The sequence below is a fragment of the Nonomuraea sp. NPDC049378 genome (genome assembly GCF_055586745.1).
This window is the reverse complement of sequence record NZ_JBVJHP010000014.1, coordinates 26,516-52,560: the sequence shown is the minus strand read 5'-3', so window position 1 is coordinate 52,560 and position 26,045 is coordinate 26,516. Positions and strand designations below refer to the sequence as shown.

Annotated in this window: 27 protein-coding genes, 1 tRNA gene and 1 pseudogene; 14 read left to right on the top strand and 15 right to left on the bottom strand. The window is 70.0% G+C overall.

The genetic code is table 11. The features are described from left to right. Positions 1-142: 142 nt before the first annotated feature. Entirely contained in the window at positions 143-370 is a 228-nt protein-coding gene (locus ACZ6SA_RS28965; protein ID WP_465831627.1) for a hypothetical protein, read from the bottom strand. Positions 371-920: 550 nt separating this feature from the next. Here ACZ6SA_RS28965 and ACZ6SA_RS28960 point away from each other — a divergent pair. After that, complete coding sequence (locus ACZ6SA_RS28960) at positions 921-2,429, top strand: alpha/beta fold hydrolase (protein WP_347646940.1); 1,509 nt, start codon at positions 921-923, stop codon at positions 2,427-2,429. A 382-nt stretch (positions 2,430-2,811) separates the two neighbouring features. Here ACZ6SA_RS28960 and ACZ6SA_RS28955 read toward each other — a convergent pair whose 3' ends face one another. The 8 genes from ACZ6SA_RS28955 to ACZ6SA_RS28920 form a co-directional block, all read right to left on the bottom strand. After that, positions 2,812-3,120, bottom strand: coding sequence for a hypothetical protein (locus ACZ6SA_RS28955; RefSeq protein WP_347646941.1), 309 nt, complete (start codon positions 3,118-3,120; stop codon positions 2,812-2,814). A gap of 275 nt (positions 3,121-3,395) precedes the next feature. Further along, positions 3,396-3,467, bottom strand: a tRNA-Val gene (locus ACZ6SA_RS28950). A 17-nt stretch (positions 3,468-3,484) separates the two neighbouring features. Then, on the bottom strand, positions 3,485-4,435 hold the full coding sequence (locus ACZ6SA_RS28945; protein WP_347646942.1) for an ROK family protein: 951 nt from the start codon (positions 4,433-4,435) through the stop codon (positions 3,485-3,487). A 251-nt stretch (positions 4,436-4,686) separates the two neighbouring features. Further along, entirely contained in the window at positions 4,687-4,998 is a 312-nt protein-coding gene (locus ACZ6SA_RS28940; protein ID WP_347646943.1) for a hypothetical protein, read from the bottom strand. A 14-nt stretch (positions 4,999-5,012) separates the two neighbouring features. Next, complete coding sequence (locus ACZ6SA_RS28935; protein WP_465831624.1) at positions 5,013-5,468, bottom strand: peroxiredoxin; 456 nt, start codon at positions 5,466-5,468, stop codon at positions 5,013-5,015. 36 nt (positions 5,469-5,504) lie between these two features. Next, on the bottom strand, positions 5,505-5,933 hold the full coding sequence (locus tag ACZ6SA_RS28930; RefSeq protein ID WP_347646945.1) for a DUF3052 domain-containing protein: 429 nt from the start codon (positions 5,931-5,933) through the stop codon (positions 5,505-5,507). 117 nt (positions 5,934-6,050) lie between these two features. Further along, positions 6,051-6,446: a secondary thiamine-phosphate synthase enzyme YjbQ gene (locus tag ACZ6SA_RS28925; protein WP_465831893.1), complete on the bottom strand. Its 396-nt coding sequence runs from the start codon at positions 6,444-6,446 to the stop codon at positions 6,051-6,053. A gap of 21 nt (positions 6,447-6,467) precedes the next feature. Next, positions 6,468-6,650, bottom strand: a complete 183-nt coding sequence (locus tag ACZ6SA_RS28920; RefSeq protein WP_347646947.1) for a DUF1918 domain-containing protein — start codon at positions 6,648-6,650, stop codon at positions 6,468-6,470. A gap of 614 nt (positions 6,651-7,264) precedes the next feature. Between ACZ6SA_RS28920 and aceE the strand changes: the two genes are divergently transcribed. The 3 genes from aceE to ACZ6SA_RS28905 all read left to right on the top strand — a co-directional run bounded on the left by aceE (position 7,265) and on the right by ACZ6SA_RS28905 (position 12,465). Continuing rightward, positions 7,265-10,012, top strand: a complete 2,748-nt coding sequence (gene aceE / locus ACZ6SA_RS28915; protein ID WP_347646948.1) for a pyruvate dehydrogenase (acetyl-transferring), homodimeric type — start codon at positions 7,265-7,267, stop codon at positions 10,010-10,012. A 157-nt stretch (positions 10,013-10,169) separates the two neighbouring features. Further along, positions 10,170-11,666: an alpha/beta hydrolase gene (locus ACZ6SA_RS28910; RefSeq protein ID WP_465831621.1), complete on the top strand. Its 1,497-nt coding sequence runs from the start codon at positions 10,170-10,172 to the stop codon at positions 11,664-11,666. Between the two features lie 10 nt (positions 11,667-11,676). Next, the gene (locus ACZ6SA_RS28905) at positions 11,677-12,465 is read left to right on the top strand and encodes a maleylpyruvate isomerase family mycothiol-dependent enzyme (RefSeq protein ID WP_465831619.1); all 789 of its coding nucleotides are present in this window, start codon (positions 11,677-11,679) and stop codon (positions 12,463-12,465) included. A gap of 136 nt (positions 12,466-12,601) precedes the next feature. On the opposite strand, the gene ACZ6SA_RS28900 is transcribed toward ACZ6SA_RS28905, so the two are convergent. The 3 genes from ACZ6SA_RS28900 to ACZ6SA_RS28890 form a co-directional block, all read right to left on the bottom strand. Further along, on the bottom strand, positions 12,602-12,958 hold the full coding sequence (locus tag ACZ6SA_RS28900) for a VOC family protein (RefSeq protein WP_347646951.1): 357 nt from the start codon (positions 12,956-12,958) through the stop codon (positions 12,602-12,604). A 92-nt stretch (positions 12,959-13,050) separates the two neighbouring features. Beyond that, positions 13,051-13,779 (bottom strand): helix-turn-helix transcriptional regulator, encoded by a 729-nt coding sequence (locus ACZ6SA_RS28895; RefSeq protein ID WP_347646952.1) that lies wholly within the window; start codon positions 13,777-13,779, stop codon positions 13,051-13,053. A gap of 115 nt (positions 13,780-13,894) precedes the next feature. Further along, positions 13,895-14,917, bottom strand: coding sequence for a PHP domain-containing protein (locus ACZ6SA_RS28890; RefSeq protein ID WP_347646953.1), 1,023 nt, complete (start codon positions 14,915-14,917; stop codon positions 13,895-13,897). Positions 14,918-15,017: 100 nt separating this feature from the next. On the opposite strand from ACZ6SA_RS28890, the gene ACZ6SA_RS28885 reads away from it, so the two are divergent. The 9 genes from ACZ6SA_RS28885 to ACZ6SA_RS28845 all read left to right on the top strand — a co-directional run bounded on the left by ACZ6SA_RS28885 (position 15,018) and on the right by ACZ6SA_RS28845 (position 23,295). Next, complete coding sequence (locus ACZ6SA_RS28885; RefSeq protein WP_347646954.1) at positions 15,018-15,419, top strand: hypothetical protein; 402 nt, start codon at positions 15,018-15,020, stop codon at positions 15,417-15,419. Between the two features lie 3 nt (positions 15,420-15,422). Beyond that, positions 15,423-16,568, top strand: a complete 1,146-nt coding sequence (locus tag ACZ6SA_RS28880) for a glutathionylspermidine synthase family protein (RefSeq protein ID WP_465831615.1) — start codon at positions 15,423-15,425, stop codon at positions 16,566-16,568. A gap of 73 nt (positions 16,569-16,641) precedes the next feature. After that, positions 16,642-17,073: a DUF350 domain-containing protein gene (locus ACZ6SA_RS28875; protein ID WP_347646957.1), complete on the top strand. Its 432-nt coding sequence runs from the start codon at positions 16,642-16,644 to the stop codon at positions 17,071-17,073. Between the two features lie 104 nt (positions 17,074-17,177). Then, positions 17,178-18,302 (top strand): PucR family transcriptional regulator, encoded by a 1,125-nt coding sequence (locus tag ACZ6SA_RS28870; protein WP_347646998.1) that lies wholly within the window; start codon positions 17,178-17,180, stop codon positions 18,300-18,302. 103 nt (positions 18,303-18,405) lie between these two features. Further along, complete coding sequence (locus ACZ6SA_RS28865) at positions 18,406-19,302, top strand: ACP S-malonyltransferase (protein WP_465831613.1); 897 nt, start codon at positions 18,406-18,408, stop codon at positions 19,300-19,302. Beyond that, positions 19,299-20,255 carry a beta-ketoacyl-ACP synthase III gene (locus ACZ6SA_RS28860; RefSeq protein WP_347646959.1) on the top strand — a complete coding sequence of 319 codons (957 nt, stop codon included), beginning with the start codon at positions 19,299-19,301 and terminating at the stop codon, positions 20,253-20,255. Before ACZ6SA_RS28865 ends, ACZ6SA_RS28860 begins: the two co-directional genes overlap by 4 nt. Positions 20,256-20,347: 92 nt before the next feature. After that, complete coding sequence (locus tag ACZ6SA_RS28855) at positions 20,348-20,587, top strand: acyl carrier protein (RefSeq protein ID WP_043614464.1); 240 nt, start codon at positions 20,348-20,350, stop codon at positions 20,585-20,587. 49 nt (positions 20,588-20,636) lie between these two features. Beyond that, positions 20,637-21,869 (top strand): beta-ketoacyl-ACP synthase II, encoded by a 1,233-nt coding sequence (gene fabF, locus ACZ6SA_RS28850; RefSeq protein ID WP_347617907.1) that lies wholly within the window; start codon positions 20,637-20,639, stop codon positions 21,867-21,869. A gap of 1 nt (position 21,870) precedes the next feature. After that, entirely contained in the window at positions 21,871-23,295 is a 1,425-nt protein-coding gene (locus ACZ6SA_RS28845) for a carboxyl transferase domain-containing protein (RefSeq protein WP_347646960.1), read from the top strand. A gap of 181 nt (positions 23,296-23,476) precedes the next feature. On the opposite strand, the gene ACZ6SA_RS28840 is transcribed toward ACZ6SA_RS28845, so the two are convergent. The 3 genes and pseudogenes from ACZ6SA_RS28840 to ACZ6SA_RS28830 all read right to left on the bottom strand — a co-directional run bounded on the left by ACZ6SA_RS28840 (position 23,477) and on the right by ACZ6SA_RS28830 (position 24,829). Next, positions 23,477-23,971, bottom strand: a complete 495-nt coding sequence (locus tag ACZ6SA_RS28840; protein ID WP_347646961.1) for a DUF3145 domain-containing protein — start codon at positions 23,969-23,971, stop codon at positions 23,477-23,479. Positions 23,972-24,037: 66 nt separating this feature from the next. Continuing rightward, a pseudogene (locus tag ACZ6SA_RS28835) lies at positions 24,038-24,325 on the bottom strand (hypothetical protein); the annotation flags it as partial. A 42-nt stretch (positions 24,326-24,367) separates the two neighbouring features. After that, positions 24,368-24,829, bottom strand: coding sequence for a nuclease/transposase family protein (locus ACZ6SA_RS28830; RefSeq protein WP_465831609.1), 462 nt, complete (start codon positions 24,827-24,829; stop codon positions 24,368-24,370). Between the two features lie 176 nt (positions 24,830-25,005). Between ACZ6SA_RS28830 and ACZ6SA_RS28825 the strand changes: the two genes are divergently transcribed. Further along, positions 25,006-26,019, top strand: coding sequence for a S8 family peptidase (locus ACZ6SA_RS28825; RefSeq protein WP_465831607.1), 1,014 nt, complete (start codon positions 25,006-25,008; stop codon positions 26,017-26,019). Positions 26,020-26,045 lie beyond the last annotated feature (26 nt).

Genomic DNA, 26,045 nt, shown 5'->3' with positions numbered 1-26,045 from the left:
CCCGCTGCGCTCCTCACGAATGCTCGGTGCTGGCGGCGCTGTCTTGTGAGGGCTGCTCAGCTGGTTGGGTCCAAACCCCTGGAACGACGAAGGGCCCGAACCTCCCTGATGCCGGGGTTCGAGCCCTTGCTGTTTGCCTCGTCTACAACACTGCCCGACGGCACGCCTCCGCAGCTTCCCCCTCGCGCATGCCGCCCGGGGTCAAGCGCTCGAGGTCGATGATGCAGCTGACGTGGTTTCCGATCTGGCCCTCGTTCAGCTCGGTCCGCCGGCAGACGTCCTTGTGGGCCTGCCTGACGATGTAGCCCTTCACGAACAGATACGACTCACAGTCGTACCGGTCAGCCTGTGCGGGCGCCGTGGCAGCCACGCTGAATCCAGCACCAGCGAGTAGCCGATGGCGGTGAGTGTGATCTTCTGGAGCGTTCGTGGCATGGTCTTGCCCTCCGGTCTTGAGGTGCATGCGAACACATGATCCATAGTTTGCGTTGGATGCCTCCCAGGGCCAGGCCATCGACCGGACATTGACCGGACTGAAGTCGCCGAGCACGTCTACGTACGACCTGCGCTTCTGATCGACCGCGGCACCGACAGTTCGCGATTCATCCCGCGCCTATCCCGGATCTCGAGTCTCGGCCTTGTCCTGGTGTCCAAGGGGTATGTCGAACCGTTCGCCTTCCTCGTTGCACCGGGAGAACCATGGCTTGACCTCGACCGACAAGCCGAGCCGACGGCGCGCGCTGCCTTTTCTGGAAACAGCGAGGAAACGGCCGCTGTGGCCGGATAGTACGAACGTCGAAACCGGTGTGCCGCGGGACCTCTGGTCCGGCCAGGTCGCTCTCGTTCCCCGTGGAAGGAATCAACCCATGAATCGTGCGGCGACGGCCCGTTCGGCCGGTCTCCTTTCAGGAGCGTTGCTGATGAGTTCTCTCGTCGTCGCTACGCCCGTCTCGGCGGCCATCGGCGAGGTGGAAGGCGCGGCCAGGGCGCCTGCCATCGAGTGGCAGGAGTGCCCGGAATACTCCGACGAGGACCTGCGCCGGTTGGGCGTGTCGGAGGAGAAATTCGAGGAGTACAGGCAACTGCTCGGCCGTACCGAGTGCGGGACGATCAGCGTTCCCCTGGACTATGACGACCCGGCGGGCAAGCAGATCAGCATCGCCCTGACCAGGTTGAAGGCGGCTGACCAGAAACACCGTCGGGGCAGCCTGGCGTTCAACCCCGGGGGCCCCGGCGGGTCCGGCTATCTGATGCCCCACCGGATCGTCACGAATGGGGCGGAGCTGGACGAGCGCTACGACCTGATCGGAATCGACCCGCGAGGCGTCGGCTCCAGTACGAAAGTCGCGTGCCCCGAAGGTCAAGGGAGCGAACGCCCGCCGGGCCCAGTCACCGAGGAACACGCCAGGAAGGCCTACGCCGAGACGGTCAAGATAAACCGGCAGTGCGCCCAGTCGAATCCCGAATTCCTCGAACAGGTCACGGCCGCGAACGTGGCCCGTGACATCGACAGGATCCGCGCCGCGCTTGGCGAGCCGAAGATCAGCTTCCTCGCCGGCTCCTGGGGCTCCTGGCTCGGCGCGGTGCTGGGCAGCCTCTTCCCCGGCAAGGTGGACCGGATGTGGCTGGACAGCGTCGCCTCACCCGACCACAGGAGGGACACCGGGGTGGAGGCCGGGGCCAAGGCCGCTCACCGCAACTTCCAGCGGATGGCCGCGTGGATCGCGGAGCGCGACGACACCTACGGGTTCGGCACGACCACGAAGGACGTGGTGGCGGCGCTTGAGGACATGCAAGAGGCGTACGACGCCGATCCGCTGAGATTCACCGACATCGGGCTCACCGTGGACGGGACGCTGATCGCCGAGGCCGCGGTCCGGCCCAGTACACAGTGGCCAAAGGCCGCCCAGGTGCTCAAGGAACTGGTCGACGCCGAGGGCCCGACCGCGCCGCCGGCGGTCAAGAAGATGTTCGGCCCCCAGCAGGACGGCAGGGAGCTCACGGCGAACCTGGCGTTCCAATGCAACGAGGAGATGGGCGAGCGCACGTTCGAGTCGTGGTGGAACGCCTATCAGAAGCGTGTGCAGCGTTACCCGGTGACCGGGCGGACGGTGGCGGCGACTCCCTACGTCGCGCCGTGCGCGGGGTGGCCGTTGTCGGTACAGAAGACGGACCTGCGGCCCTTCGGCGGCTCGCTGATGCTCTCCGGCCACCTCCACGAGAGCATGTCGCCGTACGAGGCCACGCCCGCCATGCGCGAGGCCATCGGCGGGACCGTGGTGACCATCGACGACGATGTGCACGGCTCCGCCTTCCAGGCGCCCGGCTGCATCGAGAAGCTGGTCGACTACTTCGAGACCGGGAAGCGCACCACCACCTGCTCAGGGATGCCGCTGCCGGAATCGGCCGAGACCCGCAACCGCGTCTGACCCCCGCAACCGATCAAGGTGCGGTGGACACCCGCTCCCCACAGGTGTCCGCTGCATCAGCCCTCATCGTGACCCCGGCCCGCGCCGCCGCCAGGGCCACGTGCCAGTACCAGGCGCGGCCTGGGTGGTGTGGGTGCGGGGTCACCAGCAGACAGCGCTCGACCACGCCGGCAAGCGCTGCTGGTGCACGAGAAGGGCGGAGACCGGATCGGCCAGGCCGCGCGCTGGACAACCTCGGCTGGCTCCACACCCAGCTGGGCGACCATGACGGAGCCCTCGTTCACCCCGCGGTCGCGCTGGATCTGCAGCGGGAGATCGGCGATCGTCGGGGTGAGGCCGCGACCTGGCAGACGGTTCTGTGACGCTGGGTGATGCGTGCTGATCAGGCATCAAGTGCGACGGGCGGCATCCACAGGTTGCCGGTGAAGGCACGAAGAATCGCCTCCAAGGCGCTCAGCCCGTGATTGCGGGCGCTGTCGAGATAGGAGCGGACGGTCAGCCAGTGCGCGGCGCCATCTTCGGATTGGTGGCAGCCGGAGATCTTCATCTTGGTCTTGACCGGGCGCAGCGCGCGGATCACGGTGATGCTGTCGGCGACCAGGGCGGCGGCCTCGGACAGGACGGACGACACCCAGCCGGGCGAGACCCGGGCACCGGTGACATCGGCGATCAGCTGAGCGCAGCGCTCCACCGGAACATGCTGTCTACCGTCGCTTCCAACCGGGCGATCGTCTCCCGTTGGGCCTCGATCGTCTCCATCTGCCGGACCACGAGCGAGGCCAACTCGTCGTATGACGGGCGGCGATCCGGGGTCCTCGGCACCCGACGATCATCCCATCCCTCGGATGCCGCTCACGTCAGCATGATCACGCACTTCTGAATGCTCACTCTTCAGGCGCGCTCGTCCGCGTGAGCTAATGGCACGACAGCCCCGTAGCATGATCGCTGCGGGCTTCTTGGTGCAGGTGGGCGGTACTGGGTTCGAACCAGTGACCCCTCGCTTGTAAGGCGAGTGCTCTACCGCTGAGCTAACCGCCCCTGATCGGCACTACACCTTACGACACCATCGGCGCCGATCGCACATCCGCCGTCCACCCTGGTCCCAGCTCAGGACGGCCTGCCGCGCGCCAGCCGAGCAGGGCCGCCCCCAGCATCCCCGCGTCCACCCCGAGCGCCGCCGGGACCAGGGGTGGGGCGTCGCGGAAGGCCAGGCGCTTGACGAGACGGGTGCGTACCGGGTCGAAGAGGGCGGGGCCCGCCTCCGCCAGGCCGCCGCCGAGGACGATAAGTGAGGGGTCCAGCAGGAGTGTGTACGTGGCCAGCGCCAGCGACAGGGCTTCCACGGCCTCGTCCCAGACCTCGATGGCGATCGGGTCGTCGGAGGAGACGACCTGCTCGGCCTTGACGTTTTCCACGCCCGCCCGCTCGCCGTAGCGGCGCCCCACCGAGGCGGCCGAGGCGTACGTCTCCAGGCAGCCGAACTGGCCGCACGCGCACTCTTCGCCGTCCGGGAAGACCGGGGTGTGGCCGATCTCGCCGGCCCAGCCGGCGGAGCCGCCGTACGGTTCGCCGTGAATGATCGAGGCGCCGGCGATGCCCGTGCCGATGGGCAGGAAGAGGAAGTCGGCAACGCCCTGGCCCGCGCCGAGGATGCTCTCCGCGAGGCCGCCCGTGCGTACGTCGTGCCCGAGCATGACCGGGATGTCCAGGGCGGTGAAGTCCGTGGCGGGAACGTCGCGCCAGCCCAGGTTGGCGGCGTAGACGGCGGAGTTGTCGGACACCAGGCCGGGAACGGCCAGACCGACACCTGCCGGGTCGCCGTCGCCCGAGCCGGCGAGGTGACCGATGAAGCCGGAGATGGCGGCCACGACCGCCTCCGGGCCCTCAGCCCGCGGGGTCGGGCGCCGCTCGCTCAGCAGCACCGCGCCGGACTCGCTGACCAGGCCGCCCTTCATGGACGTGCCACCGACGTCGAGCGCTACGACGAACGAACTCTTTGCGGACACGAGAGGAGACGATAGCGCAGCTCATCACATGTCCGGAAAGGCGCTGTTGAAGCACTGAACGTAGCGGGCACGCGCAGACGGTCGTTCCCGCGGGCCGGTGCTCCATGCAGTGGCCCGGACGGAACCCTCCGACCGTGCACGCCAGACTCCCCCGACACGCGCCGGAAGGGCCCAGGTGTACGCCTGAGGGCCTGTCCACCAACAAGGGGAGAACCATCCGGCATCGAACCGTCCGGCCGCCCAGAAGCGGCTCAGGCGCGCCCGAGGACCCTGTTGAGCGCCGCCTCCACCTCCGCGGAGAGCCCCGGCGGCGGCGCCACCGATACCGTCAGCGCATCGGAGCGGGCCATCCGCACGGCCCCGCACGATCGGCACTCCACCTCGCCCAGCCGGCAGATCAGCGCCGCGGACCCGCAGGTGGAGCACGCGTCCAGGTCGTGGTCGTGCAGCCGTTGACAGTCCGGGCAGATCAGCACCTGGGACTCGTTGCGCACCCCGCGCTGCCACGGGCTGGCGCCGCGCACCGGGTCGGTCTGCCGGGCCCCGCAGCGGTAGCAGGGCATCGTTGCCTCCGAAGTCAAGAGATGTCGGCGAGTGCCTTCACGTAGTCGGCGACGTCACGTGCGGTGGAGGTCGGATTGACCACCTTCCACCGGATCAAGCCCTCGCCGTCGATGATGAAGGTCCCCCGTAGCGCGAGCCCCTTCGCCTCATCGAAGACACCGTACGCCCGCGCGACCTGTCCGTGTGGCCAGAAATCGGAGAGGAGCGGGAAGGTGTAACCCTCACGATCCGCCCACGCGCGGTGGGTGAACATGGAGTCGACCGAGACGGTCAGCAGGTGTGCCCCGTCGAGCGGGGTGTCGCGCAGCGCGGACAGCTCGCCGTGGCAGATCCCGCTGAAGGCGAGCGGGTAGAAGACCAGCACGACATTGGCGCCCCGGAACTGGGACAGGCGCACCGGCGTGCCGTGCTGGTCCTGCAGCTCGAAATCAGGAGCCTGGGCGCCGACCTCGGCAGGATGTGCGTTCACGGGAACCATCCTGCCGCACGGCGGGCGCTCGAGCTCCTACCGTCGGCCCTTGGGCGTCACGAGCCTCGTGCCTGACCAGTCGGGGGCTGCGGAGATGCTGCTGGTCTGCGAGAGACCCGCGGTCGTGGCATCCTCCCCGATGTCGCTCGGCTCCACGTGGCCATCGCGCCCGGCCTTGGGAGTCAGCAGCCAGATCTGGCCGCCCTCGGCGAGTGATCGCATGGCGTTGGTCAGTGCGTCGAAGAGGTCTCCGTCGCCGTCGCGCCACCACAGCAGCGCCACGTCGACGACGTCGTCACTCTCCTCGTCCAGCAGCTCGTTGCCGGTCAGGTCTTCGATGGAGTCGCGAAGCTCGTCATCGACGTCCTCGTCCCAACCGATCTCCTGCACCACCTGACCCGGCTTGAGGCCGAGTCGTTCGGCCAGGCCGCGCTCGCCCTGCGCCTGACCCGCGGTCGCGCTCACGTTTATCCCTCCTGCTTGAGTGGCCCCGCTTATGCGGTTTATCGCTTCGGCACAGTCCACACGCTGTGACCCTCAGTCGTCAACGGTCGCCACGGGTACGGCCGTGGTCGGTCAGAATCAATCAGACAAAAACGACAGCCGAACCTGGCGTTGCGGGTTGTCGACGTTCAGGTCGACCAGGGCCACGGACTGCCAGGTGCCCAGCGCCATTCTCCCGCCCAGCACGGGGATCGTGGCATAGGGCGGGATCAGCGCGGGCATGACGTGTGACCTTCCGTGCCCGGGCGAACCGTGCGCGTGACGCCACCGGTCGTCGGGCGGCAGCAGGTCGCGCAGCGCGGCGAGCAGGTCGTCGTCGCTGCGTGACCCCAGCTCGAGCAGGGCGACCCCGGCCGTGGCGTGCGGCACGAAAATGTGCAGCAGCCCGTCGTCACCCTGCGCGCGTACAAAGTCGGCGCATTCGGCCGTGATGTCGTGCACCGTCTCCCGTGAACCGGTGGCCACAGAGATGATTTGAGATTTCACAAGAAAATCTTACTTACGGACAACGACCGCATCAGGACCGGGAAAGACCAGCCCCGTGTGCCCGTCGTCGAACCGCACCATGTAGGGAGGCCCGCCGTCCGGGCCTTGGACCTCCACGATTACTCCGACCCGGTCCCTTTCGCCAACGATATTTCCGTGCATCAGGAGCCGGTCGCCTGCCGTCGCCTTCATACCTCCAGCCTGATACTCCGAAAGCCTCAAGAAAAGACCGGATCTGGAGACAAGGGATTTTTTGCGCCCAGAGCGATGACAAGCCGAAATATGACCAAAATGTTACGCAGCTCGGACCATGGGCGCCCGGCGCGCCGACCCCGCGGCGCACTCCCTCTCCGACGATTCACCTGTGAGCGAACACCTGACCCCCGAGGGCAGAATCTGAAGATCACCGGTACGGGAGACGTCTCCACGCGCGCGCCTCTAATAGAGGAGAGCCCGGCGCCCGCCCCCTGTCCGTGGGCGGCACCGGACGGGGGCTAGACTCGCGCGGCACAGCGCCAGGCGCGTACGCCCGCCTCTTCAGGGCAGGTTCACGTACGGCGAGCCCCCGGGACCGATCCAGGCCATATGGGCGAAATTTCGTCCGTTTTCCGGTCTTGTTAAATTGCTCCCGGGATGTAACCTGTGGCGAGATTCGTCCTACCATCGGTGGTCTAGGCCATCGGCACCCCTCCTGCCAGCAGGGACACCCTGGTTACCGGCGAGTAGAGATGCGTTTTCTACGTCTAGCGACCAGGATGGAAGGCGACCCAGACCAGTCATCAGTCCACCTCGGAAGGCGAGACCCAGTGGCTTCCGGACGCCAGCGATTCTCGATCATCAGCGACGGCCTACCCAGCCAGCTGCCTGATGTCGATCCCAGTGAGACCAACGAGTGGCTCGAGTCTCTCGACAACGTCGTCAAGACCGAAGGCCGCACCAGAGCCCGCTACCTGATGCTCCGCATGCTCGAACGGGCCCGTGAGCACCAGGTCGGCGTGCCGGGCTTGCGCAGCACCGACTACATCAACACGATCCCGCCGGAGCGCGAGCCCTGGTTCCCGGGTGACGAGCACGTCGAGCGCCGCATCCGCGCCTACATCCGCTGGAACGCGGCCATCATGGTGTCGAGGGCCAACGCCCGCACCAACGTGGGCGGCCACATCGCCACCTACGCCTCGGCCGCGTCGCTCTACGAAGTGGGCTTCAACCACTTCTTCCGCGGCAAGGACCACGGCGAGTCGGGCGACCAGGTCTTCTTCCAGGGGCACGCCGCGCCGGGCATCTACGCCCGCGCCTTCCTCGAAGGCCGGCTCAACGAGAGCCAGCTCGACGCGTTCCGCCAGGAGCTGTCGCACGGCTTCCACGGCCTGCCCTCCTATCCCCACCCGCGGCTGATGCCCGACTTCTGGGAGTTCCCGACGGTCTCCATGGGCCTGGGCCCGATCGGCGCGATCTACCAGGCGCGCTTCAACCGCTACCTGCTCAACCGGCAGATCAAGGACACCAGCCGCAGCCACGTGTGGGCGTTCCTGGGCGACGGCGAGATGGACGAGCCCGAGTCGCTCGGCGCCATCGGCGTGGCGGCGCGCGAGGAGCTCGACAACCTCACGTTCGTGATCAACTGCAACCTGCAGCGGCTCGACGGCCCGGTGCGCGGCAACGGCAAGATCATCCAGGAGCTGGAGTCCTACTTCCGCGGCGCCGGCTGGAACGTCATCAAGGTCGTGTGGGGCCGCGACTGGGACCCGCTGCTGGCGGCCGACGTCGACGGCGTGCTGGTCAACCAGATGAACACGACGCCCGACGGCCAGTTCCAGACCTACTCCGTCGAGTCGGGCGCCTACATCCGCGAGCACTTCTTCGGCTCCGACCCGCGCCTGCGCAAGATGGCCGAGCACCTGACCGACGACGACATCCGCAAGCTGTCGCGCGGCGGCCACGACTACCGCAAGGTCTACGCCGCGTTCAAGGCGGCCCGCGAGCACGTCGGCCAGCCGACGGTGATCCTCGCCCAGACCATCAAGGGCTGGACGCTGGGCAAGGACTTCGAGGCCCGCAACGCCACCCACCAGATGAAGAAGCTCACCAAGGCCGAGCTCAAGGAGTTCCGCGACCGGCTCTACCTGCCGATCCCCGACTCCGCGCTCGAGGGCGAGCTGCCCCCCTACTTCCACCCGGGCGAGAACGACCCCGAGATCCAGTACATGATGGAGCGCCGCGCCGCGCTCGGCGGCGTGCTGCCCAAACGGGTCGTCCGCGCCAAGCCGGTCAAGCTGCCCGGCGACGACGTCTACAACGCCTTCGGCAAGGGTTCCGGCAAGCAGCAGGTCGCCACCACGATGGCGTTCGTACGGCTGCTGAAGGACCTGATGCGCGACAAGGAGATCGGTCACAGGTTCGTGCCGATCATCCCGGACGAGGCCCGCACGTTCGGCCTCGACGCCATGTTCCCGACGGCGAAGATCTACTCGCCGCACGGCCAGACCTACGAGGCCGTCGACAGGGAGCTGCTGCTGTCCTACAAGGAGGCGGTGCAGGGGCAGATCCTGCACGAGGGCATCAGCGAGTCGGGGTCGATGGCCTCGACCATCGCCGCCGGCACGTCGTACGCCACGCACGGCGAGCACATGATCCCGATCTACATCTTCTACTCGATGTTCGGGTTCCAGCGCACCGGCGACCAGATGTGGGCCCTGGGCGACCAGATGGGCCGCGGCTTCCTGCTCGGCGCCACCGCGGGCCGCACCACGCTCAACGGCGAGGGCCTGCAGCACGAGGACGGCCACACCCCGCTCATCGGCTCGACCAACCCGGCCGCGGTCATCTACGACCCGTCCTGGGCGTTCGAGGTGGCCCACATCGTCAAGGACGGCCTCAGGAGGATGTACGGCGACCAGCCGGAGGACATCTTCTACTACCTGACCGTCTACAACGAGCCCTACCTGCAGCCGGCGCAGCCCCCGCACATCGACGTGCAGGGCCTGCTCAAGGGCCTCTACAAGTTCGCCGAGGGGCCTCAGACGCAGGGGCCGAAGGCCAACATCCTGTCCTCGGGCGTCGCCGGCCCGTGGGCGATGGAGGCGCAGCGGCTGCTGGCCGAGGACTGGGGCGTGTCGGCCGACGTGTGGTCGGCGACGTCGTGGACCGAGCTGCGCCGCGAGGCCCTCGCCTGCGAGGAGCACAACCTCCTCAACCCCGACGCCGAGCGGCGCGTCCCCTACGTGACGCAGGTGTTGTCGCAGGCCCGCGGGCCGTTCGTGGGGGTCAGCGACTACATGAAGGCCGTACAGGACCAGATCGCGCAGTGGGTGCCGGGTGACTGGTCCTCGCTGGGCACCGACGGGTTCGGCCTGTCCGACACCCGTTCGGCGCTGCGCCGCCACTTCCACGTGGACGCGGCGTCGATCACGCTGGCCGTGCTGTCCAGCCTGGTCAAGCAGGGTGAGCTCGGCGGCGAGGTGCTGCGCGAGGCCATCGCCCGCTACCACCTGAAGAACGGCGTCACCGAGGCGGGCGGCGCCGAGAGCAACGACACGCAGTCGATGGGCGTCTGACCCGTCCCGACGGCGGCGCTCCCGCGAGGTCCTCGTGGGAGCGCCGCCGTCGCGGCGCGACCCGGGTGGATACGCGCCGCCTCACCCGGGTTTGGTGCACGGTCACGTATTGTGGGCACTACTTCCCCCTTGAGAGACGAGGGGAAGTTCCATCGATATGCGACGTGTCCTAGCCGCCGCCCTGCTCGTGACCGCAGCCGGCTGCTCCACCGCACCAGCCGAGCCCGCCACGGACGCCCCCGGCGAGACCGCCACGATCGACTGGGGGCCGTGCACCGACATCGAGCGTCCCGATGGTGAGCCTCCCGCGCGCCAGGACCCCTCCGTGCGGTGCGGCACGCTCGCCGTGCCGCTCGACTACGACAAACCCGACGGCGAGCAGCTCGACCTGGCGCTCATCAAGCTGCCCGCCACCGGCAAGGACAAGCGGCTCGGATCCGTGGTGTTCAACTTCGGCGGCCCGGGCGCTTCCGGTGTCGACACGCTCGACCAGGCGGCCAAGGCGCTCACCACGCTGCGGGCCCGCTACGACCTGATCAGCTTCGACCCGCGCGGCGTCGACCGCAGCTCGGGCGTGCGCTGCGGCGACGCCTCCGAGCTGGAGGCGTACACCTCGCTGAACACGCTGCCCCCCAACGAGGAGACGCACCGGCGCGCCACGGCGGCCAACAAGAGGTTCGCCGAGCTCTGCGAGCGCGACTCCGGCAAGATCCTGCCCCACGTCGGCACCGTGAACGCCAGCCGCGACATGGACCGCATCCGCGCCGCCGTGGGCGACTCCAAGCTCAACTACGTCGGCATGTCGTACGGCACGCAGCTCGGCGCCGTCTACGCCACCGAGTTCCCCCACAACGTGGGCCGGATGGTGCTCGACGCGCCGCTCGACCCGACGGTCTCGTTCGAGCAGCGCACGCTCGCCCAGACGCGCGGCTTCCAGCGGGCGTACGAGAGCTTCCTGCGCTCGTGCGTCAAGAGCACGTGCGCGCTCGGCAAGGACGAGGCCACCGCCAACCGCAACGTCGAGAACCTGTTGCGGCAGCTGACCACCAAGCCGCTCAACGTTCACGGCCGCACGCTGACGCAGGGGCTGGCCTCCACCGCCGTGGCCGCCGCCCTCTACTCCGAGCTGACCTGGCCGTTCCTGGAGCAGTCGCTCAGCGAAGGGCTCAAAGGCAACGGCGAGGCGCTGCTCTACCTCGCCGACAACTACACCGGGCGCAGGGACGACGGCACCTACTCCACGCAGATGACCAGCTTCCCCGCCATCACCTGCGCCGACACCGCGGAGCGCCCCAGCAAGGCCGACCTGCGGCGCACCGAGGCGGCGGCGCTGAAGATCTCGCCGCTGTTCGGCAGCGAGGGCTCGGGCGGGTTGTGCCGGGTCTGGCCGGTCAAGGGCAGCAACCAGGCGCGGCACGTGGACGCCACCGGGTCCGCGCCGATCGTGGTGGTGGGCGGCAAGGGCGACCCGGCCACGCCGTACCAGTGGGCGCCCAAGCTGACGTCCCAGCTCAGGACGGCCACGCTGGTGACGTACGAGGGCGAGGGGCACGGGGCGTACCTGTCGGGCAGCAAGTGCGTGCGCGGGCTCGTGGACGCGTACCTGCTCGACGGCAAGGTGCCCGAGAAGGGCGCCAGTTGCCCGGCGGCCTAGGCTGGGCAAGGTGACGCAGAACAACGCTCGGAGCACGGGCCAGGAGACGGAGAACGAGTCGCGTAACGCGCGCATCGCGGGGATAGAGACCGAGGCCGCGCGCCTTGCCGCCCTGGCCGGCGACCTGTCGGTGGCGGTACCGACGTGTCCGGAATGGACGCTCGCGGAGCTGATCACTCATGTCGGCCGGACCCATCGCTGGGCGGTCCACGTGCTGCGCAACCAGGTGCAAGAGAAGATCTGGTCGCGGCAGGTGCCGAGCGGGCTGGCCGAGGGGCGGAGCGGCGACCCCGGCTGGCTGATGGCGGGGGCCGCCGAGCTGCTGGACACGCTGCGCACCACCGATCCGGAGCTGGAGGTGTGGACCTGGGGCCCGGACCGGCGGGCCGCGTGGTGGACACGCCGGATGCTCTTCGAGCTGGTGGTCCACCGGGTCGACGCCGAGCTCGCACTCGGCCTCGACCCGGTCGTCCCGGCGGAGACCGCCATCGACGGCGTCGAGGAATTCCTGCACAACCTGCCGAACGCCGCCTGGGTCACCCGGTCGCTGGCCGGGCTCGGTGTGGAGGGGGCCACGATCCACCTCCACGCGAGCGACGGCGAGGGCGAGTGGACCATCACGCAGGGCCCCGCCGGGAAGATCACCTGGGCGCGCGGCCACGCCAAGGGCGACACCGCCGTCCAGGGCCCGGTCTCGGATCTGCTGCTCATGCTCTATGGCAGGCGCTCACCCGTCGACCTGACCGTGCACGGCGACCGCGACCTCCTCGGCCGCTGGTTGTCCGCCGTCGACTTCTGACGATCGCCCTGGACGCGCCGCCGCTCGGCGATCGGCGGCGTGTCCAGGGCGTCATGGTGAACCGCTCCGCGCGGAGCGGCCCGGGCTGGGGCCGGTGGTCGCGGGGAAGGCGCTCTCCCGGCCCGCGCCCGGATGATCACCTGCGGTGGAAGACCCCGAAGACGCTGCCGGACACGTCGCTCACGTAGGCGAAATCGGTGCCGGCACCGTCGTCGATCACCTTCATCAGCACCTTGCCGCCGAGCGACTCACTCCTGGCGCAGGTCTCCTCGACGTCGGCCACCTGCACGTGGAAGATCGCGTGGTTGGGGAACTCGCCCTTGGTGTTGAACAGCCCGCCCATCGGCTGCTCGCCGCCCGGCCGGCTGATCGTGCGGTAGTCGATCGGGCCGCCCTCTCCGGTGAAGGCCCAGCCGAACAGGCCGCCGTAGAACCTCTCGGCGCTCTCCGGGTCGTCGCTCGCGACCTCGAACCACGTCACCGTGTTGTCCATCATCGTCTCCTCAGCTTTCGAACAGGACAACGATCTAACGGCGGAGCGACAACCCTATGTCGGTGTTTCCTCTTGATTTTTCGAGCACGAGTTCAGTCGAGGGTGGTGCCGTGGACGACCATCTCAGGCACGTCCGTGGCGAACCCCTCGAGCGGGCGCTCGGGGCAGCGCTCGCCGGTGACGGTGGCGGAGGCGATGCGGTCGAGGCGGAAGACGCGTACGTCGTCGCGGAGCCGGCACCACGCCACGAGATACCAGAAACCGCCACGCCCGCCCAGGAACACCCCCGGCTCGACGTCGCGCGAGGTCAGCGCGCCCTTGGCGTCGGCGTAGTCGAGCCTGAGCACGCGGCGGCGCAGCAGCGCCTCCTCGATGGCCCGGGAGATGCCCTCGGCGCCCAGGGGCTGGATGCCGGCGGCGGGCTGGTCGGGCGGCTGGACGAGCTGCACCCGCCGGGCCAGCTCTCTGGCGAGCTCGCCCTCGGGCCCCGGCATCGCGGCCACCACCTTGCGTAACGCGCTGCGGGCCTGACGGCCGAAGGGCTGGTCGCCGGCCTGGCTGAGCGCCACCGCGATCGCCACCGCCTCGGCCGGGCTGAAGTTGAGCGGGGGAAGGGACATCTTCTTGTCGATGGCGTAACCGCCCTTGCGGCCCGGCTGGGCGTAGATCGGGACGCCGGACTCCTGCAGCGCGGTGATGTCGCGCTCGATCGTGCGCACGCTCACCTCGAACCGCCCGGCGAGCTCGCGGGCGGAGCGGCAGCGCGGCGCGATGGCGCGCAGGTCTTCGACGAGCGCGTAGAGCCGGTCGGTACGGTTCACATCCGCGACGCTACGCCGCGCCACCGACAACCGCGGGGCTCCGCGGCGCCCGGCAACCCCTGCCTCACCGCAGGACTACAAAGATCTGACGATCGGAGGGAGGGTGTCCGGAGCGTCAGGCCCGGGTCCAGTCGAGGAGCCTGTCCAGGGACCAGGCGTTGACGAGGCGCTCCGCCTCGATGCCGCACATGGCCGCCCGCTCGCAGCCGTACCGCTGCCAGTCGAGCTGTCCCGGGGCGTGCGCGTCGGAGTCGATCGCGAAGACGCACCCCATCTCGTACGCCAGCCGCATCAGCCGCTTGGGCGGGTCGAGCCGGTCGGGCCGCGAGTTGATCTCGACCGCCACCCCGAACCGCCGGCACGCCTCGAACACCAGCTCCGCCTCGAACTCCGACTCCGGCCTGCGCTCCCCGCGCCGCCCGCCGGCCCGAACCACCCGGCCGGTGCAGTGCCCCAGCACGTCCACGAGAGGGTCGGCGATGGCGGTGACCATCCTGCGGGTCATGTCCGCGCGGTCCATGCGGAGCTTGGAGTGCACGCTGGCCACCACCACGTCGAGCCGTTCGAGCAGCTCCCGCTCCTGGTCGAGCGAGCCGTCCGGGTTGATGTCCACCTCGATGCCGGTCAGGACCCTGAACGGGGCCAGGCGCTCGTTCAGCTCGGCCACCACGCCCAGCTGGCGCTCCAGGCGCTCGGCCGAGAGGCCCTTGGCCACCGTCAGGCGGGGCGAGTGGTCGGTCAGCGCCAGATAGTCGTGGCCGAGCCCGGCGGCGGTCTCGGCCATCTCCTCGATCGGCGACCCGCCGTCCGACCAGTCGGAGTGGCTGTGCAGGTCACCTTTCAGCGCCGTGCGCAGCGCGGCCGTCTCGGCGTCGAGCTCGACGCCCTCCGTGGCGTGCAACCTTCGCAGGTAGGTCGGAACCTGGCCATCGAGACTTTCGTTGACCACAAGAGCGGTGACCTTGCCGATGCCCGGCAGGTCGCCGAGCCCATCGGTGCGGGCCAGCCGCACGAGCTCGTCCTCGGGGAGGTCGGCGACGACCGCGGCGGCGCGGCGGAATGCCCGTACACGGTAGGTGGGCTCGCCTGCGCGCTCCAGCAGGAAGGCGATCTCGCGCAGGGCCGTGACCGGATCCATACACCCTCCATAGCCGAAATAAATCGAGATGCACTAATTACTCATTGAACACGGACGGACGCCGCCGCTAGAGTAATCGGCCCATGAAAGCAGGAGCTTGATGGCACCACCGCCGCCCACCCACCACTCGCCTCCGCGGCCTCCGCGCAAGGCGTCGAAAGCCATCCCTCTCACGATCCTCGGCGTCCTGTCCGTCATGCTGGTCGGCTACTGCGCGGCCGTGCAGGACGACGAGGAGGTCACCGCCGACTGCGTCATGCGGCTCGACGACGGCAGCTACCAGATCGTCGACGACGACTTCTGCGACGATGACGACGACGGCGGCACGCACTACTACGGCGGATCGCGAGGGGCCTACCTCTGGTACTACGGCGGCACCCGGGTCGGCAACCGCGTGCGCGGCGGTACCACCTACCGGCCGTCCAACATCGACATCAACACCCGCAACGGCAAATCCATCCAGCGAGGCGGCTTCGGCAGCAAGTGGGGCGGCGGGGGCTGACAGGTGCGGCGCGAGCACGGCACTCCCAGGCCAGGCTGGGAAGAGACGATCGAGAGCCAGGGCCTGGCTTACCACAAGGCCGCGCACCCGTCGGGGCTGAGCCGCCCCTACTGGGACGAGTCCGTCCACTACGTCTTCTCGATGGACGAGGTCGAGGAGCTGGAGGAGCAGGTCGAGGAGCTGCACGCCATGTGCCTGAGCGCTGTCGAGCACGTGGTCTCGGCAGGCCGCTTCGCCGACTTCGCCATCCCCGAATGGGCGTGGGAGGACGTCGCGCGCTCGTGGGAGCGCCGCGACCCCCACCTGTACGCCCGCTTCGACCTGCGCTACGACGGCACGGGCCCGGCCAGGCTGCTGGAGTACAACGCCGACACGCCCACCTCCCTGGTGGAGTCGTCGGTGATCCAGTGGTTCTGGCTGCAGGACACGCACCCCGGCGGCGACCAGTGGAACTCCGTGCACGAGCGGCTCATCGAGCGCTGGACGCGGCTGGGGCTGCCGCCCGGTCCCACGCACTTCGCGTTCACCAACATGGACGAGACGGGCGAGGAGGCCATGACCGTGGCCTACCTGCAGGAGACCGCCGAGCAGGCGGGCCTGCAGACCGTCTCCGTGGCCATGGAGGACATCGGCTGGGACTCCCTCAACCGCCGCTTCGTCGACGTCGAGGAGCGGATGATCCGCTCGGCGTTCAAGCTCTACCCGTGGGAGTGGATGCTGGCCGAGGAGTTCGGGCGGCACGCCGTACGCCACGCCACCTGGATCGAGCCGCTGTGGAAGACCCTGCTGTCCAACAAGGCGCTGCTGGCGCTGCTGTGGGAGCTCCATCCCGGCCATCCCAACCTCATGCCCGCCTACCTCGACGGCCCTCGTGACCTCACCTCCTACATCGCCAAGCCGCTGCTCGGCAGGGAGGGAGCCTCCATGCGCATCGTCACCCCCGAGGGCACCCAGGAGACCCCCGGCGTCTACGGCCGCGAGGGGTACGTCTTCCAGGGCTTCGAGGCGCTGCCCGCCTTCGAGGGACAGCGGCCGGTGCTCGGCGCCTGGGTGGTCGCCGACGAGGCCGCCGGGCTGGGCATCAGGGAGACCACCGGCCTCATCACCGACGACACCTCATCGTTCGTCCCGCACCGCATCGCTGACTGACGTGTTCCCCGACCGACATCTGCCCGTCCCGGCTCCGGGCGGGCACGCTCCCCGTGATTGGAACTGAACTGACGTGACTCTTCTCGAAATCCTCGCCCGCGGCTCAGGCGCCGTCGCCGCGTACGCCGCCGTCGGCGTGATCCTGATGATCGTCGGGTTCTACGTGATCGACTGGGCCACGCCCGGCAAGCTGAGCGAGGTCATCCGCAACGAGCGCAACCCCAACGCCACCCTGCTGGCCTGCTCGGCCATGGCCGCCATCGGGCTCATCGTGGCCGCCTCGATCTGGTCGTCGGGCGGCCGGCTCACCGAGGGCCTCGCGGGCACGGCGGTGTTCGGGCTGGTCGGCATCGTGGTGCAGACGGTGGCCATGCTGATCTTCGACCGGGTGGTCGGCATCTCCGTACGCGAGCTCGTCAAGGAGCCCGACCTGCAGCCGGGCGCGCGGCTGCTCGCGGTGACCCACGTCGCGATCGGGCTCATCACCGCCGTCGCCGTCATCTGACGGAGCGGACGAGCCGCCGTTCCGGTCAGCCGAGGAGACCTGGCACTCTAGGAGACGTGACAGAGCGGACCCGGGAGGACACGACACGCAGGCTCGAGCGGGCCATGGGCTCGCTCGGCACGGCGGCGATGGCGCGCATGGACGAGCAACTGCCGTGGTTCCGGGCGCTCAGCGCCGAGGACCGGTCGTGGGTGGGGCTCGTGGCGCAGGCCGGCATCGCCGCGTTCGTCGAGTGGTTCTCGACCGCCGGTGAGGGGCGGCGCACGCCCAGCATCGAGTTCTTCGGCACGGCGCCGCGCGAGCTCAAACGGTCGATCTCGCTCCAGCAGACCGTCGACATCGTCAGGGTCGTGGTCGAGGTGGTCGAGGCGCAGACCCACGAGCTGGCCGCGCCCGGCGGCGAGGACGAGCTCCAGCAGGCCATGCTGCGCTACACCCGCGACGTCGCCTTCGCCGCCGCCCACGTCTACGCCCGCGAGGCCGAGGCCAGGGGGTCGTGGGACGCCAGGCTCGAGGCCCTGATCGTGGACGCCCTGGTGCGCGGCGAGGTGGACGACGGCCTGCACTCCTGGGCCGCAGCCCTGGGCTGGACCTCCTCCCCCGTCGTCGTCATCGCCGGGCACGCACCCGAGGGCGACCCGCGCGCCGTCATCGACGGCCTGCGGGAGAAGGGCCGCCGCATCGGCATGGACCTGCTGGCGGGGGTCCAGGCCGACCGGCTGATCGTGATCGTGGGCGGCGCCGGCAGCGTCAACGACGCGGCCAAGCAGGTCGTGGCCCGTTTCGGCGTCGGCCCCATCGTCATCGGCCCCGAGGTGGCCGACCTGCACGCCGCCGCCAACTCGGCCAGGGCGGCGCTGGCCGGGCTGAAGGCGTCGTCGGGGTGGCCCGACGCGCCGAGGCCCGTACACGCCGAGGACCTGCTGGCCGAGCGGGCGCTCGACGGCGACCTCGACGCCAGGGGGCAGCTCATCGAGAGCGTCTACCTGCCGCTCGCGGGCACCCCGCTGCTCGACACGCTGGCCACCTACCTGGAGCAGGGCACCTCGCTGGAGGCCACGGCCCGGCTGCTGTTCGTCCATCCCAACACCGTGCGCTACCGCCTCAAGAAGATCACCGAGCTGACGGGCTACCAGCCCACCGAGGGCAGGTCCGCCTTCACCCTCCAGGTGGGGCTCATCCTCGGGAGGCTCGCGGAGAGTGCGGCGAGCTGGCGCGCTCTAACGTAACCGCGCCGAAATCCCCACTGTAGGGTTCCTACAAATCACCCTGGACAAAGTTCGTACGGATCTCCATCCGCGTGTCGGACTTCTACAGGGCATGGTGGATTTTGTGCTTGTACTCGTCGCTCCGGGCCAAGGTGCCCAAACGCCAGGATTCCTGGCTCCATGGCTTGAGTTGCCCGGTCTGGCCGACAGGCTCGGCTCGTGGTCCGAGGTCGCCGGGGTCGATCTGATCGCCCAGGGCACGACCGCCGGCGCCGACGAGATCCGCGACACCGCCGTCGCCCAGCCGCTGCTCGTGGCCGGCGCGCTGGCCTCCGCCGAGGCGCTCGGCGCGGCCCCCGACGTCGTGGCCGGGCACAGCGTCGGCGAGTTCGCCGCAGCCGCGCTGGCCGGGGTGCTCTCCCCCGAGCAGGCGCTCTCCTTGATCCGCGACCGCGCCCAGGCCATGGCCAAGGCCGCCGCCATCACCGAGACCGGCATGACGGCCGTGCTCGGCGGCGTCGAGGAGGAGGTTCTCGCCGCGATCGACAGGCACGGGCTCACCGCCGCCAACATCAACGGCGCCGGGCAGATCGTGGCCGGCGGCACCCTTGAGCAGCTGGCCGCGTTCAAGGCCGACCCGCCCGCCCGCGCCCGGCTCATCTCGCTCTCCGTGGCAGGCGCCTTCCACACCGCCCACATGGCCACGGCGGTCGAGAGCCTGCGCGAGGCGGCCAGGAACGTCACGCCCGCCGACCCGAGGGTCACGCTGCTGTCCAACTTCGACGGCAGGCCGGTCGCCACCGGCGCCGAGTTCGTCGAGCGGCTGGTCCAGCAGGTCAGCAGCCCGGTCCGATGGGGCGCCTGCATGGAGACCATGTCCGGTCTCGGCGTCACCGGGATCATCGAGCTGCTGCCCGGCGGCACGCTGACCGGTCTGGCCAAGCGCGCCCTGCGCGGCGTGCGGACCGTCGCGCTGAAGACCCCAGACGACCTCGACGCGGCCAGGGAGCTGATCCCGTGAAGATTCCCGACATCGCCGCCGGCGCCAAGGTGCTCGCCTTCGGCCACTACCAGCCCGCCAACGTGGTCACCAACGACGACCTGGCGAAGACCATGGAGACCAACGACGAGTGGATCCTGTCCCGGGTCGGCATCAAGGAGCGCAGGGTCGCGCCCGACGGTGAGTCGCTGGAGGACATGGCCGCCATCGCCGGCGGCAAGGCACTGGCCGCCAGCGGGCTGTCGCCGGAGGACATCGATCTCGTCATCGTCGCCACGTGCACGCTCGAGACCCAGATCCCCAACGCCTCCGCCATCGTCGCCCACCGCCTGGGCATCGAGTCGCCCGGGGCGTTCGACGTCAACGCCGCCTGCGCCGGGTTCTGCTACGCCCTCGGCACCGCCAGCGCCGCGGTGCGCGGGGGATCGGCCAGGAACGTGCTGGTCATCGGGGCGGAGAAGCTGTCGCAGTGGATCGACTGGACCGACAGGTCCACCGCGGTGATCTTCGCCGACGGCGCGGGGGCCGCGGTGGTGGCCCCGTCGGAGACGCCCGGCATCGGCCCCGTGGTGTGGGGCAGCGCCGGCGACAAGTCCGACGCGATCATCATCAAGGACCGCGCCGACTACCTCCGGCAGGAGGGCCAGACGGTGTTCCGCTGGGCCACCACCGCGCTGCATCCGGTGGCGCTCGAGGCCTGCTCGCGGGCGGGTGTCGACCCGTCCGAGCTGGCCGCGTTCGTACCCCACCAGGCCAACCTGCGCATCATCGAGGCCATCGCCCGTAAGCTGGGCGCCGACCAGGCCGTCATCGCGCGCGACATCGTCACCTCGGGCAACACCTCGGCCGCCTCCATCCCGCTCGCGCTCTCGCGCATGGTGGAGCGCGGCGAGGTCCGCACGGGCGATCTCGCGCTGGTGCTCGGCTTCGGCGCCGGCCTGACCTACGCGGGCCAAGTGATCGAGATTCCGTAGGATCGGGCACGGTCCGCGCCGTGCCCGCCCGAAGAAAGACTGGTGCGGCGCAACCGCACAGATTCCCAGGAAACCAAAGGAGAAATAGCGACATGGCTGCCACCGAGCAGGACATCCTCGAGGGCCTTGGCAAGATCATCAACGAGATCACCGGCATTCCGGCGTCCGAGGTGACCCCCGAGAAGAGCTTCGTGGACGACCTCGACATCGACTCCCTGTCCATGGTCGAGATCGCCGTGGCCGCCCAGGACGAGTTCGGCGTCGAGATCCCCGACGACCAGCTCAAGAACCTGAAGACGGTCAAGGACGTCCTCACCTTCATCCAGAACTGAGCCGCAACACCCGATCCGACCAGTACTGATCAGCAAGGGAGCGCGAAACGTGAGTGCGAACCGGGTACGTGTCGTCGTCACCGGGCTCGGCGCGACGACGCCCGTCGGTGGGGACGTCACCTCGACCTGGACGGCGCTCCTCGCCGGTCAGTCGGGTGTCGAGGCTCTCACCACGGACTGGATCGACACCGTCCCCGTGAAGTTCGCGGGGACGGCCGCGGTCGACCCCACCGAGGTGCTGCCGCGGCCCGAGGCCCGCCGCCTCGACCGCAGCGAGCAGTTCGCGATGGTCGCCGCCAGGGAGGCCTGGCAGGACGCCGGCTCTCCCGAGGTGCCGCCGGAGCGGCTCGGCGTCGTGGTCTCCAGCGGCATCGGCGGCATCAACACCACGCTGAGCGCCTACGACACCTACCGCGAGCGTGGCTGGAACCGGCTGTCGCCGTTCACCGTGCCGATGCTCATGCCCAACGGCCCGGCCGCCTGGATCGGGCTCGACCTGGGCGCCCAGGCGGGTGTGCACGCCACGGTGTCGGCGTGCGCGTCCGGCGCCGAGGCCATCGGCCACGCGATGGACATGATCAGGGTGGGCCGCGCCGACGTGGTGGTCGCCGGCGGCACCGAGGCCGCCATCCACGGCCTCAACATCGCCGCCTTCGCGGCCGCGCGGGCCATGTCCACCCGCAACGACGACCCGGCGGGCGCGTCCAGGCCGTGGGACCGCGGCCGCGACGGGTTCGTGCTCGGCGAAGGCGCCGGCATCGTGGTGCTGGAGTCCGAGGAGCACGCCAGGGCGCGGGGCGCGCGCATCTACGCCTACTGCTCCGGTGTCGGCTACTCCGCCGACGCGCACCACATCACGCAGCCCGAGCCTGACGGCCGGGGCATCATCATGGCGATGACGCAGGCTCTCACCGACGCCGGCGTCACCGGCCACGACGTCAAGCACGTCAACGCGCACGCCACCTCGACGCCCGCGGGCGACGTCGGCGAGGTGCAGGCCGTGGCCAAGGCCATCGGCACCCACCCGCTGGTGACGTCGACCAAGTCCATGACCGGGCACCTGCTCGGCGGCGCGGGCGGCATCGAGTCGGTCTTCACGATCAAGGCGCTGCAGGAGCGGATCGTTCCCGCCACCATCAACATCGACGATCTCGACGACGGCATCGAGGTCGACGTCGTCCACGGCAAGAACCGCACGCTGCCCGACGGCGACGTGGCCGCGGTCAACAACTCGTTCGGATTCGGCGGGCACAACGTGACCGTCGTGTTTAAGGGGGCATAAAGTGACCGTCCTCGACAACCGGGTGGTGACGCCCGGCTCCGATCAGGAGCCTGCCGATCCCCGCGATCCCATCGTCCGCCTGACCGCGCTGCTCGACGAGGGCTCGCTGCGGCTCATCACCCCGGAAGACAAGAGCGGCATGCTGGCCGCCATGGGGCGCGTCGAGGGTGTTCCCGTCGTCGCGTTCTGCAGTGACGCCCGCTTTCAGGGCGGCGCCATGGGCAGCGAGGGGTGCGAGCACATCGTGCACGCCTACGACGTGGCCGTCCGCGAGCGGGTGCCGGTCATCGGCATCTGGCACTGCGGCGGCGCGCGGATCCCCGACGGTGTCGAGTCGCTGCACGCCGTCGGCCGGGTCTTCGCCGCCATGACCAAGGCGTCCGGCGTGGTGCCGCAGATCTCCGTGGTCGTCGGCCCCGCCGCCGGCGGCGCCGCCTACGGTCCCGCGCTCACCGACCTGGTCATCCTGGCCGACTCCGGCCGCATCTTCGTGACCGGCCCCGACGTGGTCCGCAGCGTCACCGGCGAAGACGTCGACAGCGCCGCCCTGGGCGGCACCGAGCCGCACAGCAAGCGCAGCGGCGTGGCGCACATCGTCACCAAGACCGAGACCGACGCCTACGTCAAGGCGCGCCAGCTCGCCACGCTCCTCGGCCACCAGGGCCGGATGCGGTCGGGAGAAATCGAGGAAGTTGACTTCTCCACGCTGCTGCCCGACTCCCCGCGCCGTGCCTACGACGTCAAGCCGCTGGTCAACGGCCTGCTCGACGAGCCCGGCCTGGAGCTTCACCCCAAGTGGGCACCGAACATCGTCACGTCGCTGGGCCGCCTCGGTGGCCGGACGGTCGGTGTGATCGCCAACAACCCGATGCGGCTCGGCGGCTGCCTCGACGCCACGTCCGCCGAGAAAGCCGCCCGCTTCGTACGTATGTGTGACGCTTTCGGGGTGCCGTTGGTTGTCCTCGTGGACGTTCCCGGTTACCTGCCGGGCGTCGGGCAGGAGCACGACGGCGTGGTGCGCCGGGGAGCCAAGCTGCTGCACGCGTTCGCCGAGGCGTCGGTTCCGCGGGTCACGCTGATCACGCGTAAGGCGTACGGCGGGGCGTACATCGCGATGAACTCCCGCGCCCTGGGCGCCACCAAGGTCTTCGCCTGGCCCACCACCGAGGTCGCCGTCATGGGGGCCGTCGCGGCGGTGCGCGTCATCAAGCGGCGCGAGCTGGCGGCCGTGCCCGAGCAGGACCGGGCCGAGCTGGAGGAGCGCCTGGCGGAGGAGCACTCGAAGCTCGCCGGCGGCCTGACCAGAGCGCAGGAGCTGGGCGTCATCGACGAGGTGATCAAGCCGGAGGAGACCCGCGGCGCGATCGCCAAACTGCTCGCCCAGGCGACCCCCGCCCGGGGCGCGCACGGCAACATCCCCCTGTAACAGCCGACGAGCCGTCCGGCATCCCATCGGCATGCCGGGCCGCCTCGGCTCGCCCTCGGCGACGGCTCGCCGTCAGGCTCAACGGCAAGGCCCCGCACCGGTTCGGTGCGGGGCCTTGCCGTTGCCGGGCAGCGGAGCCCGGCCGCGGGGGCTGCTCGTGCCGAGCGGGTGTACGGCGAGGTCAGACGGCGGCGTGCAGCCAGCGGACCGGCGCGCCGTCCCCGGCATAGCGGAACGGCTCCAACTCCTCGTCCCACGGCTTGCCGAGCATCCTGTCCAGCTCGTCCTCCAGCACGCACCGGCCCTGAGCGGCCATCATCATCGCGGTGCGCAGCCGGTCTTCGGGGATCATGATGTCGCCGGCCGCGCCGATGACCGCCGTGAAGGCGCCGAGCGTCGGCGTGTAGGCGTGCCGGGACCCGTCGACACCCGGGGAAGCGTCCTCGGTGATCTCGAATCTGAGCCGCTGCCAGCCCATGAGCGAAGAGGCGATGGCCGCGGCGACGCCCGGCCGGCCCTCCCATTCCGCCTGCGCGCGCACGACGTTGGGCGCGGCGGGTTGCGGAGTCCACGTCAGATCTACGGGCACGCCGAGGACACCCGCGACTGCCCATTCGATGTGTGGGCACAGCGCGGGCTGAGCCGAGTGGACGTAAAGGACGCCACGAGCAGACACCGGACCTCCCGTTCGGTACGAGGTGCGCCTTCCCCAACGGCCTCGTCCCGGGATGATCACAAGTGACTAGGGAGAGACTACCGTCGGTCGCCATCCGGCACCAGTGGGGGGCCATACCAACTTGGTGCGGGAGTCGTACGTGACAGCGGGGCAGCGGAGGAAAGATACCGCCTCGTGACTCCTCCGTTCCCTGAAGGGAGCGGCTTCTCGCCAAGCCGCTCCCGCAGCGTCGCGAAGGGCAAGCCCTGCCCTCCGGATGTCGATGGCCGCGTTGACGTCGGCGTGCGCGGTATGACCGCATGCCGTACAGGCGAACCCGGCTTGGGTGACGCGGTTCTCCTTCGCGCCGCGGCCACGGAGGGCGCAGGTGGGAGGTGCCGGCGGGGTGCACCGCGATCAGGTGTCGGCCAGACGGCCGGCGGTGGCGGCGAGGTGGCGGGGGCCGGCCACCCGGCCGCCGCCGGAGGTGGTGACGAGCGAGGCCACCCCCATGTCGGCCGGCACGCCCGTGGCGGGCAGCGGTTCGGCGGGCACGTCGCACGGCAGGACCGCGAACCGGCGGGAGCCCTCGCGCGTGACGCTGATCGTCTTCACCTGGCCGCGCACGGGCCGGTGCCGGTGGACGCGGACGTGCCCGACGCCCTGCACACGGACGCAGGTCGCGGTGGGGTGGCCGGGCTGGGAGTCCCACCGGCAGCCGTGGCCGTCCTTGGGCCACTCGACCGTGTCGAACCGGCCGCGCCCCCTGAACCGGGGAAACCCCGGCGCGCGACCCGCGCGGACCCGCTTGAAGAACGCGGCGAACGCCTTGTCGAGCCGTCGCAGGGTGGCCTGCTGGGAGGAGAACGACCTGCGCACACCCACCTCCCATCACGTGTAACGACAACACCACGATTTCGGCCGGCGCCGACAAAACCGGGAAGGACATCCGTGATGCGCGGAACTGGCAGGTCAGGGCACGATCGGGCCTTGACGGCCCTGCCGTACCCGACCCTCCCGTCGCCTGATGGCGGCGGTCGTCTCCGGAGACTCTGATGGACATGCAACCTGCCGGCGAGGCGTTCATCCGGCCAGGGCAGGTGCTGACCGACCGGTCGGCGCTGTCCGCCGCGTCGCGCTGGACCTCCGCGGTCTCGGAGGCGGACGGGGTCTGCGTCGTCCACCTGTCTCCCGGCGCGGACCCCTGCGAGGTCACCGCCGAGCTCCGCGACCAGGGCGTGCGGGCCTCGCCGAACCACGTGTTCCGCGGCCAGCCGCTGTTCTTCGGCGGACCCGCGTCACGGCCCTTCCCCGTGCCGCCCATCCGCTACAAGCCGGGCCGTACGCGCTCGGACGTGGTCATCGGCCTGCTCGACACCGGCGTCGCCGAGCACCCGTGGTGGTCCGGCAGCGACTGGTACGAGCGGCTCGGCCCCGACGACGCCGACGCGGCGGAGGGCGCGCAGGCGGGGCACGGCACGTTCATCGCGGGCCTGCTGGCACGCCGGGCGCCGGGCGCGGCGCTGCGGGTGCGCCGGGTGCTGGACGGCGACGGCCTCGGCGACGAGGCGACCGTCGTACGCGCGCTGCACCGCATGCGCGAGCGCCCTCCCGACGTGCTCAACCTGTCCTTCGGCGGTCACACCTTCGACGACCGGCCGCCGCCCCTGCTGTCCGACGCCCTCGCCGCGCTGAGCGACACGGTGACCGTGGCCTGCGCCGGCAACACCGCCTCCGACCGGCCGTTCTGGCCCGCCGCGCTGGGGTGCGCCGTGGGCGTGGCGGCCGTGGACGCCTCGCAGGAGCACCGGGCCGTCTACTCGGGCCATGGCACCTGGGTGGACGCCTGCGCCCGCGGCGACTGGCTGACCAGCAGCTTCCTGCGGGGCGGCGAGTTCGAGGGCTTCGCGTCGTGGAGCGGCACGTCGTTCGCCACCGCGCTGGTGGCGGGCGCCATCGCGGACGCGGCCAGGGACGAGCCGGCGAAGGAGGTGGTCAGGCGGCTCCTCGGCGCCGAGGAGGCCCGGCAAATTCCGGATCTGGGAGTTCTCGTACCGGCGAGTCTGTAGAGTTTACGCTCAGTCCTCACGCAATC

Excerpts from the sequence above, each read along its gene's own strand:
- ACZ6SA_RS28960 (WP_347646940.1), top strand. The coding sequence starts at position 921 with ATGAGTTCTCTCGTCGTCGCTACGCCCGTCTCGGCGGCCATCGGCGAG.
- ACZ6SA_RS28940 (WP_347646943.1), bottom strand. The coding sequence starts at position 4,998 with ATGCCCTGCTACCGCTGCGGGGCCCGGCAGACCGACCCGGTGCGCGGC.
- ACZ6SA_RS28920 (WP_347646947.1), bottom strand. The coding sequence starts at position 6,650 with ATGAAGGCGACGGCAGGCGACCGGCTCCTGATGCACGGAAATATCGTT.
- ACZ6SA_RS28910 (WP_465831621.1), top strand. The coding sequence starts at position 10,170 with ATGCGACGTGTCCTAGCCGCCGCCCTGCTCGTGACCGCAGCCGGCTGC.
- ACZ6SA_RS28900 (WP_347646951.1), bottom strand. The coding sequence starts at position 12,958 with ATGGACAACACGGTGACGTGGTTCGAGGTCGCGAGCGACGACCCGGAG.
- ACZ6SA_RS28890 (WP_347646953.1), bottom strand. The coding sequence starts at position 14,917 with ATGGATCCGGTCACGGCCCTGCGCGAGATCGCCTTCCTGCTGGAGCGC.
- ACZ6SA_RS28885 (WP_347646954.1), top strand. The coding sequence starts at position 15,018 with ATGGCACCACCGCCGCCCACCCACCACTCGCCTCCGCGGCCTCCGCGC.
- ACZ6SA_RS28870 (WP_347646998.1), top strand. The coding sequence starts at position 17,178 with ATGGGCTCGCTCGGCACGGCGGCGATGGCGCGCATGGACGAGCAACTG.
- ACZ6SA_RS28855 (WP_043614464.1), top strand. The coding sequence starts at position 20,348 with ATGGCTGCCACCGAGCAGGACATCCTCGAGGGCCTTGGCAAGATCATC.
- ACZ6SA_RS28825 (WP_465831607.1), top strand. The coding sequence starts at position 25,006 with ATGGACATGCAACCTGCCGGCGAGGCGTTCATCCGGCCAGGGCAGGTG.